Annotated in this window: 20 protein-coding genes; 9 read left to right on the top strand and 11 right to left on the bottom strand. The window is 52.5% G+C overall.

All coding sequences use genetic code 11. The annotated features are described in order from the left end of the window. Nucleotides 1-726 (bottom strand): glutamine amidotransferase, encoded by a 726-nt coding sequence (locus GF617_RS06535; protein WP_181623276.1) that lies wholly within the window; start codon nt 724-726, stop codon nt 1-3. 147 nt (nt 727-873) lie between these two features. Here GF617_RS06535 and GF617_RS06530 point away from each other — a divergent pair, with 147 nt between their 5' ends. Further along, nucleotides 874-1737 carry a LysR family transcriptional regulator gene (locus tag GF617_RS06530; RefSeq protein WP_203451333.1) on the top strand — a complete coding sequence of 288 codons (864 nt, stop codon included), beginning with the start codon at nt 874-876 and terminating at the stop codon, nt 1735-1737. Between the two features lie 79 nt (nt 1738-1816). Here the strand turns inward: GF617_RS06530 and GF617_RS06525 are convergent, their stop codons facing one another. Beyond that, nucleotides 1817-1984, bottom strand: a complete 168-nt coding sequence (locus tag GF617_RS06525) for a hypothetical protein (protein ID WP_181623274.1) — start codon at nt 1982-1984, stop codon at nt 1817-1819. A 244-nt stretch (nt 1985-2228) separates the two neighbouring features. Between GF617_RS06525 and GF617_RS06520 the strand changes: the two genes are divergently transcribed. The 4 genes from GF617_RS06520 to GF617_RS06505 are packed head-to-tail and all read left to right on the top strand — an operon-like array spanning nt 2229 to nt 5335. Continuing rightward, nucleotides 2229-3059 carry an ABC transporter substrate-binding protein gene (locus GF617_RS06520; protein WP_203451332.1) on the top strand — a complete coding sequence of 277 codons (831 nt, stop codon included), beginning with the start codon at nt 2229-2231 and terminating at the stop codon, nt 3057-3059. 1 nt (nt 3060) lies between these two features. After that, nucleotides 3061-3876: an amino acid ABC transporter ATP-binding protein gene (locus GF617_RS06515; RefSeq protein WP_203451331.1), complete on the top strand. Its 816-nt coding sequence runs from the start codon at nt 3061-3063 to the stop codon at nt 3874-3876. After that, entirely contained in the window at nt 3876-4652 is a 777-nt protein-coding gene (locus tag GF617_RS06510) for an amino acid ABC transporter permease (RefSeq protein WP_181623271.1), read from the top strand. Before GF617_RS06515 ends, GF617_RS06510 begins: the two co-directional genes overlap by 1 nt. Then, entirely contained in the window at nt 4649-5335 is a 687-nt protein-coding gene (locus GF617_RS06505) for an amino acid ABC transporter permease (protein ID WP_203451330.1), read from the top strand. The genes GF617_RS06510 and GF617_RS06505 overlap by 4 nt, the downstream gene beginning before the upstream one ends. On the opposite strand, the gene fumD is transcribed toward GF617_RS06505, so the two are convergent. From fumD to GF617_RS06485, 4 genes are all read right to left on the bottom strand, one after another. Then, the gene (fumD, locus tag GF617_RS06500; protein WP_008500615.1) at nt 5316-5525 is read right to left on the bottom strand and encodes a fumarate hydratase FumD; all 210 of its coding nucleotides are present in this window, start codon (nt 5523-5525) and stop codon (nt 5316-5318) included. The genes GF617_RS06505 and fumD overlap by 20 nt on opposite strands. A 108-nt stretch (nt 5526-5633) precedes the next feature. Continuing rightward, nucleotides 5634-6446 carry a MetQ/NlpA family ABC transporter substrate-binding protein gene (locus GF617_RS06495; RefSeq protein WP_181623269.1) on the bottom strand — a complete coding sequence of 271 codons (813 nt, stop codon included), beginning with the start codon at nt 6444-6446 and terminating at the stop codon, nt 5634-5636. 28 nt (nt 6447-6474) lie between these two features. Further along, nucleotides 6475-7143, bottom strand: coding sequence for a methionine ABC transporter permease (locus GF617_RS06490; RefSeq protein WP_181623268.1), 669 nt, complete (start codon nt 7141-7143; stop codon nt 6475-6477). After that, entirely contained in the window at nt 7136-8158 is a 1023-nt protein-coding gene (locus tag GF617_RS06485; RefSeq protein ID WP_181623267.1) for a methionine ABC transporter ATP-binding protein, read from the bottom strand. Before GF617_RS06485 ends, GF617_RS06490 begins: the two co-directional genes overlap by 8 nt. A 400-nt stretch (nt 8159-8558) precedes the next feature. On the opposite strand from GF617_RS06485, the gene GF617_RS06480 reads away from it, so the two are divergent. The 4 genes from GF617_RS06480 (at nt 8559) to lpp (ending at nt 13441) form a co-directional block, all read left to right on the top strand. Beyond that, the gene (locus GF617_RS06480; RefSeq protein WP_203451329.1) at nt 8559-9929 is read left to right on the top strand and encodes a cystathionine beta-synthase; all 1371 of its coding nucleotides are present in this window, start codon (nt 8559-8561) and stop codon (nt 9927-9929) included. 11 nt (nt 9930-9940) lie between these two features. Beyond that, complete coding sequence (locus GF617_RS06475; RefSeq protein ID WP_203451328.1) at nt 9941-11104, top strand: PLP-dependent aspartate aminotransferase family protein; 1164 nt, start codon at nt 9941-9943, stop codon at nt 11102-11104. A 377-nt stretch (nt 11105-11481) separates the two neighbouring features. Next, complete coding sequence (pykF, locus tag GF617_RS06470) at nt 11482-12894, top strand: pyruvate kinase PykF (protein WP_181623264.1); 1413 nt, start codon at nt 11482-11484, stop codon at nt 12892-12894. Between the two features lie 310 nt (nt 12895-13204). Then, the gene (gene lpp / locus GF617_RS06465; RefSeq protein WP_010430241.1) at nt 13205-13441 is read left to right on the top strand and encodes a murein lipoprotein Lpp; all 237 of its coding nucleotides are present in this window, start codon (nt 13205-13207) and stop codon (nt 13439-13441) included. A gap of 60 nt (nt 13442-13501) precedes the next feature. On the opposite strand, the gene GF617_RS06460 is transcribed toward lpp, so the two are convergent. The 5 genes from GF617_RS06460 to sufC form a co-directional block, all read right to left on the bottom strand. Next, a complete protein-coding gene (locus GF617_RS06460) occupies nt 13502-14515 on the bottom strand; it encodes a L,D-transpeptidase family protein (RefSeq protein ID WP_181623263.1) in 1014 nt (337 codons plus the stop codon). Between the two features lie 97 nt (nt 14516-14612). Then, the gene (sufE, locus tag GF617_RS06455; RefSeq protein WP_181623262.1) at nt 14613-15029 is read right to left on the bottom strand and encodes a cysteine desulfuration protein SufE; all 417 of its coding nucleotides are present in this window, start codon (nt 15027-15029) and stop codon (nt 14613-14615) included. Nucleotides 15030-15043: 14 nt separating this feature from the next. After that, nucleotides 15044-16264, bottom strand: coding sequence for a cysteine desulfurase SufS (sufS, locus tag GF617_RS06450; protein WP_181623261.1), 1221 nt, complete (start codon nt 16262-16264; stop codon nt 15044-15046). After that, nucleotides 16261-17532: a Fe-S cluster assembly protein SufD gene (sufD, locus tag GF617_RS06445; RefSeq protein ID WP_181623260.1), complete on the bottom strand. Its 1272-nt coding sequence runs from the start codon at nt 17530-17532 to the stop codon at nt 16261-16263. The genes sufS and sufD overlap by 4 nt, the downstream gene beginning before the upstream one ends. After that, nucleotides 17507-18253 carry a Fe-S cluster assembly ATPase SufC gene (gene sufC / locus GF617_RS06440; RefSeq protein WP_181623259.1) on the bottom strand — a complete coding sequence of 249 codons (747 nt, stop codon included), beginning with the start codon at nt 18251-18253 and terminating at the stop codon, nt 17507-17509. Before sufC ends, sufD begins: the two co-directional genes overlap by 26 nt. Nucleotides 18254-18256: the final 3 nt, after the last annotated feature.

The raw sequence follows: 18256 nt of genomic DNA, 5'->3' as shown, positions 1-18256 counted from the left end.
TTATTTCTGCACACACATGTTGATAAACAACGGCAGTAGCTCCCTGGCCTCGACGGTATCCGAAAGCGAACGGCGGATCGCTGCAGGATCTCGGCCCTCCTGACGCAAGACATCCGTACGAATATCAATGAGTGAATCTGCAACGTCCCGGGTAAATTCAGGATGAAATTGGGTTGAGAGAACCTTAGGTCCGTAGCGAACGATCTGATGCGGGTCATGCGCAGAGGACGCCAGCACCTGTGCGCCCGGAGGTAATGAAATGACAGTCTGCATGTGGGTCAAATGTGCTTTAAAACGTTGGGGAAATTGCCCAACCAGGGGATCATCCCTTCCCGCCTGATTCAACGAGATGTCATGGCATCCGACTTCCCGTCCATCCGGGTGGTAATCCACGATACCGCCCAACGCATACGCAATGAGCTGATGCCCGTAGCAGACACCAAACAGCCCCATGCCAGCACTTATTGCGTGCCGTATCCACTCCGCTGTAAGTTCACTCCAGGGGAGTTTGTCCGTCACCATGTCCCATGAGCCGGTAATCACTGCCACACTACCGGCATCGGGCTTCGGTAACTCTGCGCCTTCAAAAACCTTCACCACCTCGATCCTGTCTGGCTCGATGTCCAACGCGTTGCAAAACCAATGGGGCAAATCGCCATGTTGCTCCCGGATGGGCTCCGGGGGTGTGCCTGTCTGAATAATGAAAACCCTGGGAAGTATCGACATAGAGTTTGCTGCCTTTTTGGATTCAGTGTTCATCATCTTTCCTCGCCATCATCAGGACGAGAATGACCTTTCCTTTGACGATAAAGAATATGAATTTTCAATTCAATTGAATAATATTGCGTCTACAATTCAATTATGGAGAAAAATGTGGACATATCTGACTTTCGTACAATTATCGCCCTTGTGGAAAAAGGGAGTATCAGTGAAGCTGCACAGTCTCTTGGGCGAGTCCCATCGGCCATTACCACCCGGTTACAAAATATCGAGAGCGAACTGGGTAACACATTATTTATAAAAGAAAATAGGCGTTTCATTCCTACCAGTACGTGCAAAGTCCTTTATGAAAACGCACTGCAGATTGTCAGGCTGGTGTCCTCCGCAGAACAACAAGCCACCCACGCTTTGCCAGGTGGAACACTCAGATTAGGTGCGTTAGACAGTATGGCGGCAACGCGGTTACCCACGCCGTTGACTCTCCTCTACAAACGGCATCGGGAGATTGCTATTGAACTCGTAACGGGTATCAGTAGCACTCTGTACCGTTCGATCCTGGATTATGAACTGGATGCCGCATTCATCGCTGATGCCCCGCATGATGAGAGACTGGAGCGATTTCCGGCTTTCGACGAAAAGTTGGTGATCGTTACAGCGTCTGGTTACCACTCAATTGCCTCCCCGCTGGACCTCATTGAGGAGACGTTGCTGGTCTTTCAGGACGGCTGCTCCTATCGCGATCGCTTAACATCATGGTTCAGGCATCATCAGGTAAATCCTCATCGGATAGCCGTCATGTCGTCTTACCATGCCATTCTTGGAGGGGTCAGTGGGGGTATGGGAATTGGCGTTATTCCTGAATCACTTTTCGATACATTTCACATATCAGGCTGTGTAGATATTCATCCTTTTGAAACAGCATTCAGTCAAATAACGACTGAACTTATCTGGAGAAAAGAAAATAGCACCGCCAACACACGTGCATTGATAGACGTTCTCAAAGAACAACCGCGTTAACAAACAGCGCTTGCCTGGCGAAACAGAGGCATGACCTCAGCACACCTCATTCCAGTACATTTCGCGCGTCTGGCGAAGTTCAGCGTGACGTTTTGTCATGGAACCACTCCGGATCAATATTCGCGATATCCACGCCGTACAGGCTGGCAACAGGTAATATCGACTCAAGAACACGTTGCGCACTGTTCTCCGCATTTGCTGATCGGGTTACAAAAAACCGCCGTAACGTGCTTATCCACTTTTTCATCGCCTTTACCTTCGTTGTTCAACCTGCACTCAGTTAAACACCCAAATTCATTGCCAGGGAAATACGAATATCAACTGTGTATGTGCAGGATTTGCAAATAGCCCGCCTTTCATTTACTCATCGATAACACTCTGTTCACTAATGCTTTTTTGCTTATAGCAAAGAACGATTTCTTATTTGGCGATAGGTATCGCTTATGGGAGCGTATCAGGACAAAACAAAAACGACGGGAAGACGTAATACTATGGCAGCATACAAAAAATCTTATCAGCAACTGGTACTGGCTCTGGGTTTACTGGCGACAGGTGGCATTCTTTCAACGCAGGTTCAGGCCGACCAGCTGGCGGATATCAAGGCGGCAGGCGTGGTAAAAGTCGCTACATTTGACGCTAACCCACCCTTTGGTTCCATCGATACCAAAACCCACGACATCGTTGGTTACGACGTCGATTTCGCCAAAGCGCTGGCAAAAACACTTGGCGTGAAGCTGGAACTGGTTGCGACCAACCCGGCTAACCGCATTCCTTTGCTGCAGTCAGGAAAAGCGGACCTGATTGTGGCAGATATCACCATCACGCCAGAGCGCGCACAGGTTATTGATTTCTCCACCCCTTATTTTGTCACCGGCCAGCAGTTCCTGGTTCCGGCAAAATCGGCGGATACGCTTGATGCTTACAGTAAATCACGTATTGGTGCAGTAAAAGGGACAACAGGCGAACAGGCTCTGCACCAGCGTTTCCCGCAGTCTCGCGTCCTCTCTTATGATGATATTCCATTGGCACTGACGGCACTGCGTAACGGCAATGTGCAGGCGATCACTCAGGACAGCACGATCCTGGCAGGCCTGCTGGCTCAGGCTCCGGATAAAGCCAACTTTAAAATTCTGCCTGATCTGCTCAGCAAAGAAGAGATCGGCGTTGGGGTAAAAAAAGGAGAAACCGCGCTGCTGAAAGCCGTCAATGATGAGCTGGTTAATCTGGAGAAGAATGGCCAGGCCGCCAAAATCTACGACGTCTGGTTTGGTCCACAAACACAATCCCCACAGCCACGCGCCTTTAAAATAGAAGCCCAGTAATATGCTCTCAGGTTTATTTTCACGCTCCGCGGCCCGTGCCGCGGATTTTTCACATCTGGAACACGCCAGCGTTGAGTTTCAACATGTCGTCAAAAGTTACGGCGCTCACCACGTGTTAAACGGTATTAACCTCACCATTAGCCCCGGCGAAGTTGTCGCCATACTGGGCCCGTCGGGCTCCGGTAAATCCATGCTAATCCGTCTTATCAACCAGCTTGAAACCCTTAACGGCGGAGAGATTCTGGTCGACAACAAACCCACCTCGCAGCTCTCTGGTGCAGCCCTGCGCCAGCTTCGCAGCCGCGTGGGGTTCGTCTTCCAGCAATTTAATCTTTACGCTCACCTGACCGCCAGCCAAAACATCACTCTGGCGCTGGAACATGTGCATGGCTGGACGTCAGAGCCCGCACAGGCGCAGGCCCTGACGCTGCTGGAAAAAGTGGGCATGCTGGAAAAAGCACACCATTTTCCGGCGGAGCTTTCCGGTGGACAGCAACAACGCGTGGCGATTGCACGAGCCCTGGCATCGTCACCGCAGATCATTTTGTTTGATGAACCCACCTCAGCACTCGACCCCGAAATGATTGGCGAGGTGTTATTCGTCATGAAAGCCCTCGCCCACAGCGGGATCACCATGATAGTGGTAACCCACGAAATGCAGTTCGCCCGTGAAATTGCCGACAGGATAGTTTTCATCGATGGCGGACAGATCCTGGAAACCGCCCCGCCGGAACAGTTCTTCGTGCAACCGTCCCATCCCCGTGCGCAACGCTTCCTGCAAAAAGTGCTTAATCCCCTTCATCAGGAGCATCTGTAATGCCCGCGCTCGACTGGCAAGGGGTGCTAACCGGACAACCTCTGCAGTGGATTTTTTCCGGTTTTTTGACCACGTTGTGGGTCACGCTGGCGGGCATGGTTCTGGCCAGTACGCTGGCCGTACTTCTTATGCTCCTGCGTCTCTCTGGTGGACGCCTCGGCCACCTGGCGGTCAGTAGCTGGGTATCCCTCTTTCGCAATACGCCGTTACTGGTGCAACTGCTGTTCTGGTATTTCGCCGCATGGAACTGGCTACCGATGACGTTTCGTGACGTGGTTAATGCCGATCACAACTGGTCAATCCTGCCGGGTGACGTCTGGTGGTTTACGCCAGAGTTTTTATGCTCAGCCTGGGGACTGGGTGTTTTTACTTCAGCCTTTTTAATCGAGGAAGTGGCGTCAGGTCTGCGTGCTGTACCGTCGGGGCAACGCGAAGCGGCACTGGCGCAAGGGTTCTCACCCTGGCGACTTTTTCGTTACATCCTTCTGCCGCAAGGGCTTGCAAATGCCTGGCAGCCTGTTGTCGGGCAATATCTCAATCTGATGAAGCTCTCCTCGCTCGCCAGCGGTATTGGTTTCGCTGAACTCACCTACCAGGTCCGGCAAATCGAAAGCTATAACGCTCATGCACTGGAGGCCTTCACTGTCGGGACCGTACTTTACCTGTTGACCGGCGTCGCCATGGGGTTAGTGCTGGTTCGTCTTGGCCCTTCGCCCAAAAAAGGAACCGGTCGCCATCCTCATGCGGCGGTCATCACAGGGAGTGAAAACACATGATGACGGGACTCAGCATCATTACCGATAACCTGGATTATTTGTTATGGGGACGAATGGCTACCGGCGAGCCGGGAGGAGTATTACTGACGCTGCTGATGGCGCTCGGTGCGGCAGCGATAGCCCTTCCAGGAGGTATCGGGCTGGCATCACTTGCCTGGCGTTTTCCGGGCATCGTTCGCAAAGCACTCTTTGCGTGGGCGGAACTGATTCGCGGCATCCCGCTTATCTTCGTGATTTTCTGGATGTGGTATCTGCTACCCCTTATCACCGGGGGCGATCTGCCTGGTGCGCTAACTGTGACGATGGCCCTCGCCTGGTTTACGACCGCAACGGTGATGCATTCCGTTTTAGCCGGGCTGAGCGCATTACCGACCGGGCAATACGAAGCCGCGCTGACGCAGGGATTCAGTACGCAACAAACGCTGTGGCGAATTTTGCTCCCGCAGGTATTACGCAATATATCGCCATCTCTGGTGGGGATTTTTATCAGCCTGCTGAAAGACACGTCCCTGGCATTTATCGTGAACGTTCCCGAGCTAACAACTGTGGCAGGTCAGGTGAACAACCGGGTACAAATCTACCCGGCGGCTATTTTTATCTTTACGGGTGTCGTCTACTACCTGCTCTGCTGTTCCCTGGAGCAGTTCGCAAAACGCTGGCGGCTTAACCGGCCAGCGCTTTAACCACCGTTTCCATGGCTTCTGTTGTCAGTTCGCTACGTTTGACGCGCTGGTTCGCCAGCGCAGTACGCAAGACTCCGGCAATCACAATATGCTTCGGCTCCTGCCCTAAATCACGCATTTCGAGAACGACCTTCCCGACCACCCGACACATTTCCTGGTACAGCGCTTCGTCTTTGGTCACATTGCCCATTGCCATCACTCCATTGCTCTAAAAACTCAGCTTAAATGATTCATCGGCTGGATACAAAAAAGAAGCCCGGTGAGAGACTCACCGGGCTTCATTCATAAAATCAAATGATTAGTTGTTTACAGGGATAACAGCACCTTTGTATTTAGTGCGGATCCAGTCCTGAATTTCTTTCGAGTGCAGCACACTCACCAGCGCAACGATGTCTTTTTTCTTCTCGTCGCCACGGTGTACGGTAATGATGTTGGCATACGGGTTATTTTCACCGCTTTCAACGGCAATCGGATCATGAACCGGATCCAGACCCGCATCAATTGCGTAGTTGGCGTTGATCACCACCGCTGCACCTTCGTCGTTGTTGTACATCTGTGGCAACAGAGACGCTTCAACATTTGGCGTGAACTGCAGTTTTTTCGGGTTCTCAACGATATCGCTGATACGCGCGGTCACTTTATCAATGCCCGGCTTCAGCTTGATCACGCCCTCTTTTTCGAAGATAGAGAGAATGCGGCCCTCTTCAGACACGGCATCACGCATGATGATTTTGCCGCCTTCCGGCAGATCTTTCAGCGATTTGTATTTTTTGGAATAAATACCAATTGGCTCAATGTGAATCGCACCGGCACTGACAAAATCGTAATCTTTATCGCCAGCATGGTCTTTCAGAACGCTGTTCAGATACGGAATGTGCTGGAAATAGTTGGCATCGATGTCACGGCCCGCCAGCGCAGTGTTTGGCAGAATGTAGTCCTGGAAGGGTTTAATCTCCAGATCGATACCCTGCTTAGCCAGAATCGGTTTCGCCTGCTCCAGAATTTCAGCGTGCGGCGTGTTGGATGCGCCCACCGTCAGGGTATCCGCCCAGGCGGCAAAGCTCAGGGCACTCAGGGTTGCTGCGGCGATCAGTGTCAGTGTCTTTTTCATGATGATGGTTCCTGTGTGTTATTAGAGATTATCTTTTGTCTAACAGTGAAGTAATGATGTCGCCGCAGAACTGGATAATGAAAACGATGATTAGAATAGTCACCGTTGCCACCAGCGTGACGTCACCATGGTTGCGCTGGAATCCTTCCAGATAAGCCAGATTTCCCAAACCGCCCGCCCCAATCACCCCCGCCATTGCGCTGTAGCTCACCAGTGCAATCAGCGTCACCGTGATGCCTGAGACCAGAGCAGGTGATGATTCAGGCAGTAAAACCCGAAAAACTAAGGTACTCAGTCGAGCGCCCATAGAGCGTGTTGCTTCAATCACCCCTTTGTCCACTTCGCGCAGGGCAATCTCAACCAGACGTGCGTAGAATGGCGCGGCTCCCACAATCAGAGCCGGCAGGGCCGCGTTTGCGCCCAGGATCGTGCCGACGATGGTTTTGGTGAAGGGGATCAACAACACAATCAAAATAATGAACGGGATGGATCGGAACACGTTCACCACAATCGAAATCACGCTGTACACCGTGCGGTTGTGGAACAACCCGCCGCGTGCGGTTAAGAACAGCGCCAGACCAAGCACGATACCGAGGACAAACGTCGCCACACCGGAGAGCGCGGTCATGTACAGCGTCTCCTGCGTTGCCGCCCAGAGTTGATCCCACTTCAGGTGTGGAAAGAGATTCTCAGCCATGTTTAATCACCTCGCCGTCAATATCGCTGTGCTGCAAATCGGCGAGGATATTGTTCAGTTGTTCTTCGGATGCCACAACGTGCACCCATAATTGTCCAAAAACACCATGGGCAGTTTGTGTCATTTTCCCGTGCAGGATGTTAAACGGCAGGCCGTAGCGGAGCGTCAGCTCCCCGACGACCGGCTTATGTGTACTGTGTCCGGTGAAGGTCAGTTTGATAACCGAGCCTTCCAGCTCGCTCGCCAGTTCCGAATTGAAGGTCTCATCTTCGGCATACTGGCTCACCTGACGCACAAATTGTTGTGTGATTGGCTGCTGGGGATGGGTAAATACGCTCAACACGTCACCTTCTTCCACTACTTTGCCGTTTTCCATCACCGCAACCCGGTCGCAGATTTTACGCACTACGTGCATCTCATGGGTGATCAACACGATGGTCAGTTTGAAACGACGGTTAATATCGAGCAGCAGATCGAGGATCTGATCGGTGGTTTGCGGGTCGAGCGCTGAGGTGGCCTCGTCGCACAACAGCACATCCGGGTTATTGGCCAGTGCGCGCGCAATCCCCACACGCTGTTTTTGCCCGCCACTGAGCTGTGACGGATACGCATTTTCGCGGCCTTTCAGCCCAACCAGGTCGACAAGTTCTGCCACGCGGGCATTAATTTTGGCTTTTGGTACACCAGCAATCTGCATAGAGAAGGCGATATTCTCGTTTACCGTCCTTGACCACAGCAGGTTAAAGTGCTGGAACACCATGCTGATTTTCAGCCGTGCCTGACGCAGTGCTTCCCCTTTTGCGGCGGAGATATCCTGCCCATTAATGGTGACACTTCCGGCGCTGGGCTTTTCCAGGCCGTTAAGCAGGCGGATCAGGGTGCTTTTACCCGCGCCACTGTAGCCAATAATGCCGTAAATTTGTCCCTGCTCTACCGTCAAATTGACGTTATCAACGGCAGTCAGTGCCACTTTTCCGTTGTCAAAAATCTTCGAAATATTCCTGAGTACAATCATTCTTATTCGTTATCCGTTACGCATATAGCGGTTTAGCAGTATGGATGTCCAAATGAGTGTAAACAGGCGTTACCAGGTTTTAAATGACCAAAAAAGAATTTCTTATACCTCAACGTAATAAGCAGCAGATTTGCTGGGTGGAACGCAATTAGTACTTTTTCAGCAATGATTATCTGCCAGATGGGAATATCGCGGGACCGAGGGGATAAAAATGGTTATTTTTACCGCATTTTATGCCGATATAGACATCCCTACATCCAGACAACTTTACGTCTTGCTATCCTTACATCCGAAATCGCCATTAATATTCCTTTCTGTTCTAAAAGGCAGTGAAACGTTCTTTATTGCGAAAATTTCACGGCACTATCATCCCGCCATGACCTTCTGAGAGGAAAACTTCATGGCGATTTATCATTCTGTGACCGAATTGATCGGTCACACTCCGCTGATTCAGCTCCACAAACTGGATACCGGCCCTTGTTCATTATTTCTGAAACTGGAAAACCAAAACCCAGGTGGATCGATTAAAGATCGTGTCGCCCTGTCGATGATTAACGAAGCCGAACGTCTTGGCTTACTGCAGCCTGGTGGAACCATTATTGAGGCCACGGCCGGAAACACGGGGCTGGGACTGGCGCTGATTGCCGCGCAAAAAGGGTATTCATTGATTCTTGTCGTCCCCGACAAGATGAGCCGCGAGAAGATTTTCCACCTGCGGGCCCTGGGCGCTCAGGTGGTACTGACCCGATCTGACGTCAATAAAGGCCATCCCGCGTATTACCAGGATTACGCCCAGCGTCTGGCAAATGAACTGCCTGGGGCGTTTTATATCGATCAGTTCAACAACGAAGCCAACCCGCTGGCACACCGCACCACGACTGCCCCCGAACTCTTTGCCCAGCTTGACGGCCATATTGACGCCATTGTGGTTGGAGTTGGTTCAGGCGGCACGCTGGGCGGATTACAGGCCTGGTTTGCAGAACACTCCCCACAGACGGAGTTTGTGCTGGCCGATCCGGCAGGCTCTGTTCTGGCCGATCAGGTTGAGACTGGCCGCCACCAGGGCGCAGGCTCCTGGCTGGTGGAAGGGATTGGCGAAGACTTTATCCCGCCACTGGCGCACATTGAAGGGGTGAATCATGCCTGGCGGATCACCGATCGTGAAGCTTTTACCACCGCGCGTGAACTGCTCAAGACAGAGGGTATTCTGGCAGGGTCCTCAAGCGGAACGCTGCTGGCAGCCGCCCTTAAGTACTGTCAGGCCCAGACCACGCCTAAACGTGTCGTCACCTTCGCCTGTGACAGCGGGAATAAGTACTTGTCGAAAATGTTCAACGACGACTGGATGCGCCAGCAGGGACTTATCTCGCGCCCTCAGACGGGCGATCTCTCGGACTACATTGCCCTGCGCCATGACGAAGGCGCAACCGTCACCGCCGCACCGGATGACACCCTGTCGACCGTTCTTGGGCGCATGCGCCTGTACGATATCTCGCAACTTCCGGTACTGGAAAACGGCAAGGTTGTCGGCATCATCGATGAATGGGACCTGTTGCGGCACATTGGCGGCGATGGCGATCGCTTCTCCCTCCCGGTGACAGAGGCGATGACGCGCCAGGTCGAATTTCTCGATAAACATGCGCCGGAAAGCGCCCTGAATGCCATTTTTGACCGCGGTCTGGTGGCGGTGATTAACGACAATGACCGTTTCCTCGGCCTGATTACGCGCAGTGACGTTCTGACGGCCTGGCGTAACCGTCTACAACAATAAAGGAAAAAAACATGAAGAATCTGGCCACACTGAGTGTACACAGCGGCGAATTTAACGATCAACACGGGGCGGTAATGCCGCCGATTTACGCCACGTCGACGTTTGCGCAACCCTCACCGGGTGAGCACACCGGGTACGAATATTCCCGCAGTGGCAACCCTACCCGTCACGCGCTGGAAACGGCCATTGCCGAACTGGAAAGCGGTACACGCGGATATGCCTTTGCATCCGGTCTGGCTGCGATCTCGACAGTTCTGGAGTTGCTGGATAAAGACAGCCATATTGTCGCGATTGACGATGTCTATGGCGGCACATACCGGCTGATTGAGAATGTGCGCAAACGCAGTACCGGCTTGCAGGTCAGTTGGGTCAAACCGGGTGATGTCACGGCGCTGGACGCTGCCATCCGGCCTGACACACGAATGATCTGGGTGGAAACCCCGACCAATCCGCTGCTTAAACTGGCCGATCTTGCCGCCATTGCCGCAATCGCCCGTCGTCATAATGTCATCAGCGTGGCCGACAATACCTTTGCCTCCCCGGTTATCCATCGCCCGCTGGAATCGGGTTTTGATATCGTAGTGCACTCCGCTACCAAATACCTCAATGGCCATTCAGATGTGGTTGCCGGGCTGGCGGTTGTCGGCGACAACCCGGCTCTGGCCGATAAACTGGGCTATCTGCAAAACGCCGTTGGCGGGGTGCTGGATCCGTTTAGCAGTTTCCTGACCTTACGCGGCATTCGCACCCTCGCACTGCGGATCGAAAAACACAGTGCTAACGCGCTGGCCATTGCGCAATGGCTGGAACAGCACCCGCAGGTGGAGAAAGTGTGGTTCCCATGGCTGGAATCGCATCCACAATATCAGCTTGCCCGCACGCAAATGGCCCTGCCCGGCGGAATGATTTCGGTGGTCGTGAAAGGCGATGCGCAACGCGCAACGGAGATCATCCGCAAACTGACGCTCTTCACCCTTGCGGAAAGCCTGGGAGGCGTGGAAAGCCTGGGAGGCGTGGAAAGCCTGGTCAGCCAGCCCTACAGCATGACCCACGCTTCAATCCCTCTTGAACAACGACTGGCAAACGGTATTGTGCCGCAGCTTATCCGGCTTTCGGTGGGTATCGAAGATGCCAAAGACTTGATCGCCGATCTTGAGCAAGCGCTGAAAAACTAAGCAAAAGGTGGCAGGCTTTACGTCTGCCGCCCTAATATGTCATCACGCCTTAACGCCTTGATAACAATCTTATGTGAATCTGCACAGATTATTTTTGAAACGCTGTTTTCATTTTCCTTTTAGCATAAAATCAGCGTATAATGCGCGCCTAATCCCTGGTGAATGGTTTCAGCGCTTGGAATACAAAAAACAACGTACAACTTCTCCTCTCCTCCGTTGGGCTGAAACTCAGGCACACTTTCTTCTGCACGCTCATTTGATGTCACCTATCCTTAGTGCGTGTCACAGACTCTTTCGCAACACAGGTTTGACTCCGCGGCGGTGCGCCCCCGGAGCGAGATTTCCATATCCTTCCCAACTTAAAGACTAAGACTGTCATGAAAAAGACGAAAATTGTTTGTACCATCGGCCCGAAAACCGAATCTGAAGAGATGCTGACCAAAATGCTGGACGCCGGCATGAACGTTATGCGTCTGAACTTCTCACACGGCGACTATGCTGAACACGGTCAGCGTATCCAGAACTTGCGCAACGTGATGAGCAAAACCGGCAAAAAAGCCGCTATCCTGCTCGACACCAAAGGTCCTGAAATCCGCACCATCAAACTGGAAGGCGGTAACGACGTCTCCCTGAAAGCGGGCCAGACCTTCACTTTCACCACTGACAAGTCTGTTATCGGCAACAACGAAATCGTTGCGGTAACCTATGAAGGCTTCACCAGCGATCTGTCCGTAGGCAACACCGTTCTGGTGGATGACGGCCTGATCGGTATGGAAGTCACCGCTATCGAAGGCAAAAACGTTGTTTGTAAAGTACTGAACAACGGCGACCTGGGCGAAAACAAAGGCGTTAACCTGCCGGGTGTGTCCATCGCGCTGCCAGCACTGGCTGAAAAAGACAAACAAGACCTGATCTTCGGTTGCGAACAAGGCGTTGATTTCGTTGCGGCCTCTTTCATCCGTAAACGTTCTGACGTGGTTGAAATCCGTGAGCATCTGAAAGCACACGGCGGCGAGAAGATCCAGATCATCTCCAAAATTGAAAACCAGGAAGGTCTGAACAACTTCGACGAAATCCTCGAAGCATCTGACGGCATCATGGTTGCTCGTGGCGACCTGGGTGTTGAAATCCCGGTAGAAGAAGTGATCTTCGCGCAGAAGATGATGATCGAGAAATGTGTTCGCGCGCGTAAAGTGGTTATCACTGCAACGCAGATGCTGGATTCCATGATCAAAAACCCACGTCCAACCCGCGCTGAAGCAGGCGACGTGGCTAACGCCATCCTCGACGGTACTGATGCCGTTATGCTGTCTGGCGAATCCGCAAAAGGTAAATACCCGCTGGAAGCCGTTACCATCATGGCAACCATCTGCGAACGTACCGACCGCGTGATGACCAGCCGTCTGGACTTCAACAACGACAGCCGTAAACTGCGTATCACCGAAGCAGTGTGCCGTGGTGCGGTAGAAACTGCTGAGAAACTGGACGCACCACTGATTGTTGTTGCGACTCAGGGCGGTAAATCTGCACGTGCAGTACGTAAATACTTCCCGGATGCGACCATCCTGGCGCTGACCACCAACGAAACCACTGCTCGTCAGCTGGTTCTGAGCAAAGGTATTGTTGCTCACCTGGTGAAAGAGATCGCTTCTACCGACGATTTCTACATTCAGGGTAAAGAGCTGGCGCTGGAAAGCGGTCTGGCACAGAAAGGTGATGTTGTGGTGATGGTTTCTGGTGCTCTGGTTCCAAGTGGTACAACCAATACGGCATCTGTTCACGTACTGTAATCATTACTGAACGAATTATTTCTGATAAAAAGCGTCCTTCGGGGCGCTTTTTTTATTACTGGCATTAGCCATATTTATTCAAAAAGCAAATCGGGTTTTTCTATTTAATAGCGATTTATCTAAGATGAATCCGATGAAAATTGTCTTTTTTAACATGGCTTTTTGGCCGAAATGGTCAGATTCGATGTTTCTTTGAGCGAACGATCAAAAATAGGCGTATTCCCATCAAAAAAATATTCTCAACATAAAAAACTTTGTGTAATACTTGTAACGCTACATGGAGATTAACTCAATCTAGAGGGTATTAATAATGAATCGTACTAAACTGGTACTGGGCGCGGTAATCCTGGGTTCTACTCTGCTGGCAGGTTGCTCCAGCAACGCTAAAATCGATCAGCTGTCTTCTGACGTTCAGACTCTGAACGCTAAAGTTGACCAGCTGAGCAACGACGTGAACGCAATCCGTTCCGACGTTCAAGCTGCTAAAGACGACGCAGCTCGCGCTAACCAGCGTCTGGACAACCAGGCTACTAAATACCGTAAGTAATAGTACCTGTTAATAAAATGGCGCACATTGTGCGCCATTTTTTTTACCCTGACAAAACCGTTACTGCGTTACCGCCTCGCTCTCACCTTCTGCTACCGCTACTGAAACCCGACTGTTCTGCACCGACAACACCGCATTACTGGCTGATAGTCCGTTTCCCTCAGAGACGACAACAGGGATCCCTGCCCGGCGAGACAGCGCTTTGTTGATTAGCGCTTTGTCGCTCCCTTCATCAGACACAAACGAAGCAAAGCCCGTGGAGTGCGAAATAGGCGTTGTCTGCGGGTTTTCACCTTCAACCTGCGCCAGTGGGCGATGAACCTCAACATAGCGTTTACCATCTGGTTCAACAGAGAATTTCACCGGCTCGTTGATGATCTGCACTCGTGTCCCCACGTGCGCCTGCTCGAACAGCGCTTTGATATCTGCAGCGTTCATGCGCATGCAACCCGAGCTGACTCTCAACCCTACGCTGTCCGGTGCACTGGTTCCGTGAATAAGATATTCCCCATTCCCTATCCCCAGACGCAGCGCAAAGCGCCCCAGCGGGTTATTGGGGCCGGCTGGTACTACGGGCGGCAATTTGATGCCCTGAGCCAGTGAGCGGGCTCTGATACCCGCTGTCGGTGTCCATGTTGGGTTGGGGATTTTCTGACTCACGCGGGTCGTCGTCACCGGGGTCTCAAGCCCCAGTTGTCCAATACCCAGCGGATAGACCTGCACGCTGTTTTCACCTGGCGGGAAGTAATAGAGTCGCAGTTCTGCAAGATTCACCACAATCCCCTCGCGCGGTGTATCCGGTAGCAGCATTTGCGAAGGGATGGTGATCACCGTTCCCGGAGCCGGATAAACAGGCGCAATGGTATTATTGGTTTCAAGGATCACCTGAGCCGCCGTATTAAACCGGCGAGCAATCGCCTGTAAATTTTTGTCCCCTTCCTGAATAGTGTAGGTTTGATTTTGACCAATAAGACGGCTACCTGCAGGAGGTAATGGATATTCAACCGCACTGGCCGAATTAAGTGTGCCAAGAGCACCGAGGAGTAATAACGTAATAAGAGACGCGCGCTTCATGCTGAGATTCCTTATTCACTGACAGAACGCCAGAAAGCTGAAAAACCAGCGAGGCGGGAACCACCTCGCGAAACAGAATGAATGCTGTCTATTGAGTCTAGCTAAGGATTGCCGCTTTGGTGCGAATTGCGCGAATCATCGCTTCCAGTCCTTGGGAGCGTGAAGGCGTTAAGTGCTGTGTCAGTGCCATTTTTTCAAACCACGGGCGGACATCAAACGCCGCGATATCCTGCGAAGACATCTGGTGATAAAGGATGAACACGACAGCAATAAGCCCTTTGACGATGGCAGCATCGCTGTCACCTTCTAGTTCAATCGCACCCTCTTCGTTCTGGTGCATAACGATCCACACCTGGCTCTGGCAGCCCTGAATAATATTGTCCGGGTTATGAGCCTCTTCACTGAGCGCCGGTAAGCGTTGCCCCAGCTCAATAATGTAGAGATACTTTTCTTCCCAGTTTGCGCAACGGCCAAAGTTACGCAGTAATTTTTCTTTGTCCGGCAGTGCGGCCATTTCTTGCCTCTCCGTTAACCGAGCAACTGGTGAATGCGTTTTAACCCTGCAACCAGTCTGTCGACCTCTTCCATTGTGTTATACATCACCAGTGACGCGCGGCACATTGCCGGCACCTGGTAAAATGCCATCAGCGGCATGGCGCAATGATGCCCGGTACGGACCGCCACGCCGTAGTTATCGAGAAAACTGCCCACGTCATAGGCGTGGTGCTTACCCAGATTAAACGCTATCACACCCTGGCGGTCACTGGGGCCGTATAAGGTGAGATCCGGCACACCGGCAAGCTCCTGTAATGCATAATGCATCAGCAGTTGTTCGTATTCCTGAATGGTGTCCAGACCGATGGCAGAAACATATTCAATGGCGGCCCCCAGCCCAATAATCCCCCCCGTATTGGGCGTTCCCGCTTCAAAGCGCCACGGCGCACGTGCATAGGTCGTCCCTTCGGTCAGGCTGACGGTAGCAATCATCGATCCGCCCCCTTCCCAGGGCGGCATGACCTGCAAGATCTCCTCTTTGACATACAGCACGCCGATACCCGTTGGCCCGTACAGCTTATGCCCGGAGAAAACATAGAAATCGCAATCCAGCGCCTGCACGTCCGTCGTGTGGTGCATCACCGCCTGCGCGCCATCGATCAGCACTTTTGCCCCTGCCTGATGGGCTTTTTCGATGATCTCCGCCACCGGGTTTTCCGTCCCCAGCACATTAGAGACCTGCGTGACCGCCACCAGTCGCGTGTGCTCATCCAGCAGCGCATCCAGTTGCTCAAGCTGTAACGTTCCGTCTTCGTTCAACGGAATCACCCGCAATTGCGCCCCCACGCGTTCGCACAGCATCTGCCACGGCACAATGTTGGCGTGGTGCTCCATCTGGGTAATGATGATGTTATCGCCCGCATGCACCTGCGCACTGCCCCAACTGTTTGCGACCAGATTGATCCCTTCCGTTGTGCCGCGCACAAATACCAGCTCTTCAGGTGAGCGCGCATTGAGAAACGCGGCCACCTGCGTCCGCACATTTTCCATACGCTGCGTCGCCTCGGCGCTCAACGTATGAATGCCGCGATGCACAGCCGCATAGCCGTGACGATAAAACGCGGCCTCCGCATCAATCACCTGATTGGGTTTCTGCGCACTCGCCGCACTGTCAAGATAAGCCAGCGGCAGCCCATTCACCTCACGGGTCAGAACCGGGAAATCTGCCCGTACTTTCTCTACGGGGAAACTCATGCTTCGCCTCCAGGCAAGCGCTGACCAATGCGTGCCAGAACCTGCTGCTTTAACGCGCCATCACTCAGCGCTTCCGTCAGTTCAGCGGCAAAGGCATAGATAATCATCTTCTGTGCCGCCTGCTTATCGATGCCGCGCGAACGCAGATAGAACATCTGTTCGTCATCAATGCGCCCTATCGTTGCGCCATGGCTACATTTCACATCATCGGCATAGATTTCCAGTTGCGGTTTTGTGTCCACTTCCGCCAGACGCCCTAACAGCAGATTATTATTGGTCATCTGTCCGTCGGTCTTTATCGCGTGTTGCGCCACGTTGATCAGGCCGTTAAACACCGCCCGGCCTTTATCGCTGACGATGGTTTTATGCAACTGGCGGCTATTGCAGTAGCCTTTATTGTGCTCGAGCCAGGTTCGGGTATCGCACACTTCCGCGTTCACCGGCATCGCCAGGCTGTTGATCCGCAGCGTGGTGTTCTCACCGTTAAGTTGCGTACTGGTGTTATGTCGCAAAACCGCGCCACCGAGCAAAAAACTGTGGCTGTAAGCTGCCGCATCCGCCGCCAGAATCATGTCGTTATGCGCGAAGTGGTGGCTTACCGGGTTTTCAAAGGCCAGCTTGATATGATGAAGCTGCGCATTGGCGGCCACGTTCATCGTCAGACGCGCACCGGTAAAGTGCGTGGTTTCATTAAGGCTGACGTAATGCTCGATAATCGTCGCTTCGGCCCCTTCGGCCAGATCAAGATGGTGGCGATAGTGCGCCGTATTAACCTCTTCACCTTCCAGCCCCTGGGTAATGTGCATTAACAGCAACGGTTTCACCGGGCGCTGGTTACGCTTCACACGAATGTGGGTCACACGTTGCGCCAGACTTTCCGTCAGATGCAGAAACACTTCCGACTGTACCGGCGAGGAAAGCGACTGGCGATCGTCATTCACGGTGATGTCAAAGCCGCAGTCATCAACGCTGTCACTTAAGTCCGGGTGGAACTGCCCATCAACAAACACCAGACGCACCGCATCCACACTGAGTGACAGAGCATCACGCAACGCCGGATCAACCTTCGCTGGCCGCATCACAAACTGTCGGTTGAGCAGCCCCTCGAGCGGAGTGTATTTCCAGTTTTCATGTTTTCGCGTCGGCAAGCCGAGGCGCAGCATCTGTTGCAAATGCTGTTGAGCCTCTTCAGAACGTCTTTCCCCCTGCGTTTCAAACAGGCGATGCCATTGCTGGAGTGCATTACTGCTGTTCGGTAAGCCAGCCATAACCCTGCTCCTCCAGTTGTTTAACCAGCGTGAAATCCCCCGATTTCACAATGCGTCCCTGATAAAGTACGTGGACGTAATCCGGTTTGATGTAGTCAAGAATACGCTGGTAGTGGGTAACGATAACGAATGAACGATTGCCATCGCGCAGCGAATTGACGCCATCAGCGACAATCTTCAGGGCATCGATATCGAGACCTGAATCGGTTTCATCGAGAATACAGAGCTCAGGCTCAAGCACGGCCATCTGAAGGATGTCATTGCGTTTCTTTTCCCCGCCAGAAAACCCCACGTTGACCGAACGGGTCAGCAAATCTTCCGGCATTTTGAGCAGCTTGATCTTCTCTTCCATCAGATCCTGGAAATCAAAGCGATCCAGTTCATCCAGCCCGCGGTACTTGCGCACGGCATTAAGCGCCGTTTGCAGGAAGAACTGATTACTGACGCCGGGGATCTCAACCGGATACTGGAAGGCCATAAAGATCCCTTCGCCCGCGCGCTCTTCCGGTGACAGTTCCAGCAAATCTTTGCCTTTGAACTCAACCGTTCCACCGGTCACTTCATAATCTTCACGCCCCGCCAGCGTCGCTGAAAGCGTACTTTTCCCGGAGCCATTTGGCCCCATGATGGCGTGAACCTCACCCGGACGGATGTCGAAATTGAGCCCACGCAGAATTGCTTTATCTTCCACGCTGACCTGTAAATCTTTAATACTTAACATGTG

The organism is Lelliottia sp. RWM.1 (genome assembly GCF_016859735.1).
In the GTDB taxonomy this organism is placed as follows: domain Bacteria; phylum Pseudomonadota; class Gammaproteobacteria; order Enterobacterales; family Enterobacteriaceae; genus Enterobacter.
Note: the sequence above shows the minus strand (reverse complement) of the source record. Positions and strands in the feature narration are given on the sequence as shown.